The sequence below is a fragment of the Microbacterium sp. ISL-103 genome (genome assembly GCF_018613995.1).
Classification (GTDB): Bacteria; Actinomycetota; Actinomycetes; order Actinomycetales; family Microbacteriaceae; genus Microbacterium.
Window position 1 is genome coordinate 1 of the sequence record NZ_JAGGPD010000440.1, and the last position, 3,620, is coordinate 3,620.

The following is a 3,620-nucleotide window of genomic DNA, read 5'->3' on the forward strand; positions in this document are numbered from 1 at the left end:
AAGCTCGTCATCTTGTCGCCGGGGTCGTCGCTCGCGATGAGCAGGGTGAGCAGGTAGTCCGAACCCCGCAGGGCCCCGGTGATGCCCGCGACGATCGCCGCGAAGAACGGGTCGCCGAAGAAGCGCGTGGTGTCTTCGGGCACGATCAGGGCGATCGCGTGCGTCTGCCGCGAGGCGAGCGAGCGCGCCGCGCGGTTGGGCACGTAGCTGAGCTCGTCGATGGCCCGCTTCACGGCGTCGAGCGCCTCAGGACTCACCGCGGTCGACCCGTTGACGACGCGCGACACCGTCGATCGCGAGACTCCGGCGGCCGATGCCACCTCTTCGATGGTCGCTCGCAGTGACACGACTCTCCCTCCGTCCGGCGGCGAAGCCGGATGCTCCCTGGTCCGCCGCCCGGCGTCAGAGAGCGCGAGCGGCGATGATGCGAGCGTACTCCCGACCGGAGTCCTTCAGACTCCGCTCCTGGGTGTCGTAGTCGACGCGCACGATGCCGAAGCGCTTGTCATACCCCCACGCCCATTCGAAGTTGTCGAACATCGACCAGTAGAAGTAGCCGCGCACGTCGACTCCGGCATCGGCCGCATCGAGAACCGCTGCGAGGTGCAGGCGCAGGAACTCGGTGCGGTCCTCGTCGTGCACGCGCGTCTCGCCGTCTTCGACCACCGCGACGTCGTCATAGGCTGCGCCGTTCTCGGTCATGTAGAGCACGGTGCCCGCGGGCTCTGCGTACTCGGTCCAGACGCGCTGCAGCAGGCGGGTGAGGCCCTCGGGCTGCACCTCCCAGTTCTGCGCGGTGCGAGGCAGGCCGCGCTCGACCGAGTGGATGCCCTCGCTCGACGGGTAGGGGCTGCGGCTCGGGCGCTGCGTCGCGGGCCCGCCGCTCGCGGGCTTCACAGCCGGGGCCGTGCCCGAGACGAAGTCGCCGTGGTAGTAGTTGACGCCCTGCGTGTCGATGCGCTGCGAGATCACATCGAGGTCGCCGTCGTGCACGGCAGCCGTGAAGCGCGCCACGGCATCGGCATCCACCGCCCTGATGTCTCTGATGATGTCGTCGGGGTACACGCCGCGGTAGATCGGGTCGAGGAACCAGCGGTTGAACTGCCCGTCGACCCGGCGCGCGGCGTCGACGTCGGCGGGGTTCGTCGGGTCGGCCGGGTCGGCGACCGTGTGGTTCAGGGTGATGCCGAGGTTCAGGCTCGCGTCACGGCCTCGCAGCTCGCGCACCGTCTCGCCGTGGGCGAGCAGCAGGTGATGAGCCGACAGCAGCCCCTCGGCGACGCTCGTGTGTCCGGGTGCGTGCTCGCCGCCGGTGTACGAGAGGAACGACGAGCACCACGGCTCGTTCAGCGTCGTCCACACGTTCACGCGGTCACCCAGTGCGTCGTGCATCGTGCCGGCGTACTCGAGGAACCGCCCGACCGTGTCGCGGTTGGTCCAGCCGCCCGACTCCTGCAGCGCCTGCGGCATGTCCCAGTGATACAGAGTCAGCCAGGGCAGGATGTCGTTCGCGAGCAGCTCGTCGACGAGGCGCTCGTAGAAGTCGACGCCCTTCGGGTTGACCGCGCCGCCGTCGGGACGCACGCGCGACCACGACGTCGAGAAGCGGTAGGTCTGCAGTCCCAGCTCTTTCATGAGCGCGACGTCCTGCGGGTAGCGGTGGTAGTGGTCGCACGCCACGTCGCCGTCGTCGCCGCCGATCACTGCACCGGGCACCTTGCTGAAGGCATCCCAGATCGACGCGGTGCGCCCGTCTTCGAAAGCCGCCCCTTCGATCTGGTACGCCGCTGTCGCGGCGCCGAACAGGAAGTTCTCGGGGAAGGCGCGGGTCATGAAGGTCATCCTTTCACCGCGCCCGCCATGATGCCACTGACCAGCTGCCGACCCGCCACGACGAACAGGACGAGCAGCGGCAGGGTCGCGAGCACGGCACCGGCGAGCACGATCGAGTAGTCGATGTAGTACCCCGACTGCAGCTGGCTGAGCGCCGTCTGCAGGGTCGGGTTCTGCGGGGAGAGCACGATCAGCGGCCAGAGGTAGTCGGTCCAGGCCGTCATGAAGGTGAAGAGGCCGAGGATCGCCATCGCGGGGCGGGCCGCCGGGATGCCGACGGTGAGGAACGTGCGGAACTGATTCGCGCCGTCCATGCGCGCGGCCTCGATGAGCTCGTCGGGGATCACGTCGACCAGGTACTGCCGCATGAAGAAGACGCCGAAGGCGGTGACCAGCGTCGGCACGATGACGGCGCCGATCGAGCCGGTCCAGCCGAGCTCGCGCATGAGCATGAACAGCGGGATGATGCCGAGCTGCGTCGGGATCGCCATGGTCGCGATCACGAAGATCATCAGGCCGTCACGACCCTTGAAGCGCAGCTTGGCGAACGCGTAGCCGGCGAGCGTCGAGAACGTCACGACCGACAGCGTGATGATCGCCGAGATCAGGAACGAGTTGCCGAGGGCCAGCCAGAAGGGGATCGCATCGAACACCTTGGCGGCGTTGGCGAAGAAGTTGCCGCCGGGGATCAGCGGCAGGGTCTCGCCACGGGTGGCGTTGGTGCCGCTCGCGACGACCACCGACCACCAGAGCGGGTAGACGCTGCCGATGATGAACGCGGCGAGCAGGCCGTAGGTGAGGAATCCGGGGCGGCTGCCGATTCCGGCATTTCCGCCGACGGCTCCGCGACGCCGGCGGATCTTCTCGGGGACGCTCAGCGCCTGGGTGGCGGTCATCGCGCGTTCTCCTCGGTCGTGGTGGCGATCGTCGTGCCGGCGGCTGCCGTGGCTGCTGCCGCGGCGGCGCTGCGTGCACGCCGGCGGGCGGCGCGGCTCTGGGGAGCATCCCCGGTCGAGATGCGCCGGGAGATGAGGAAGTTGATCACTCCGATGCCGACGATGAGCAGGAACAGCAGGATGGCGACAGCGGATGCCTCCCCGAGGTCTCGCCGGAAGAAGGCGAGCTCCCACAGGAACAGCACCGTCGTCTGGAACTGTCGATCGCTGCCTCCGATGCCGCCGGCCGTCGAGACGTCGAACAGGCGCGGCTCGGCGAAGATCTGCAGACCGCCGATCGTCGCGGTGATGATCACGAAGATCAGCGTCGGGCGGATGGTGGGGATCGTGATCGAGAAGAAGCGGCGGGCGGCTCCTGCACCGTCGAGGGCGGCGGATTCGTAGAGGTCACGCGGCACCGCCTGCATCGCGGCGAGCAGGATGAGGGCGTTGTAGCCCGTCCAGCGGAAGTTCACCATGACGGCGATCGCGAGGTGCGACAGGGCCGTGTCGTGCTTCCACTGCTGGTCGGCGATGCCGAGCAGGTTCAGCAGGTTGTTGGCGAGGCCGTCGGCCTCGTTGAAGATGCTCGAGAAGATGATGGCGACGGCCACGGGCGTCACGACGAACGGGATGAGGATGCTCATGCGCCAGAACGTCGGGGCGCGCAGCCCGCGATCGAGCAGGTAGGCGATGACCAGTGCCACCGCGAGCTGCGGGATCGCCGACAGCAGGAAGATGCTCAGCGTGTTGAAGATCGAGTTCCAGAACATCGCGTCGCCGAGGATCTCGACGAAGTTGCCGGTGCCGACGAACCCGCCCTGGCCCTTGAGCAGGTCCCACTCGTGCACG

General features: G+C 68.2%; 4 protein-coding genes. All 4 read right to left on the reverse strand.

Going from position 1 to position 3,620, the window contains the following annotated elements:
* Window positions 1-347: LacI family DNA-binding transcriptional regulator (locus tag J7E68_RS15305; protein WP_215174023.1), on the reverse strand; the 347-nt coding region annotated here is incomplete at its 3' end.
* 55 nt (window positions 348-402) lie between these two features.
* Complete coding sequence (locus J7E68_RS15310) at window positions 403-1,833, reverse strand: GH1 family beta-glucosidase (protein ID WP_215174026.1); 1,431 nt, start codon at window positions 1,831-1,833, stop codon at window positions 403-405.
* Between the two features lie 5 nt (window positions 1,834-1,838).
* Window positions 1,839-2,729 (reverse strand): carbohydrate ABC transporter permease, encoded by an 891-nt coding sequence (locus J7E68_RS15315; RefSeq protein ID WP_056310182.1) that lies wholly within the window; start codon window positions 2,727-2,729, stop codon window positions 1,839-1,841.
* A partial coding sequence (locus J7E68_RS15320) for a carbohydrate ABC transporter permease (protein WP_215174028.1) occupies window positions 2,726-3,620 on the reverse strand: 895 nt, incomplete at its 5' end. The genes J7E68_RS15315 and J7E68_RS15320, both read right to left, overlap by 4 nt.

Excerpts from the sequence above, each read along its gene's own strand:
- J7E68_RS15310 (WP_215174026.1), bottom strand. The coding sequence starts at position 1,833 with ATGACCCGCGCCTTCCCCGAGAACTTCCTGTTCGGCGCCGCGACAGCG.
- J7E68_RS15315 (WP_056310182.1), bottom strand. The coding sequence starts at position 2,729 with ATGACCGCCACCCAGGCGCTGAGCGTCCCCGAGAAGATCCGCCGGCGT.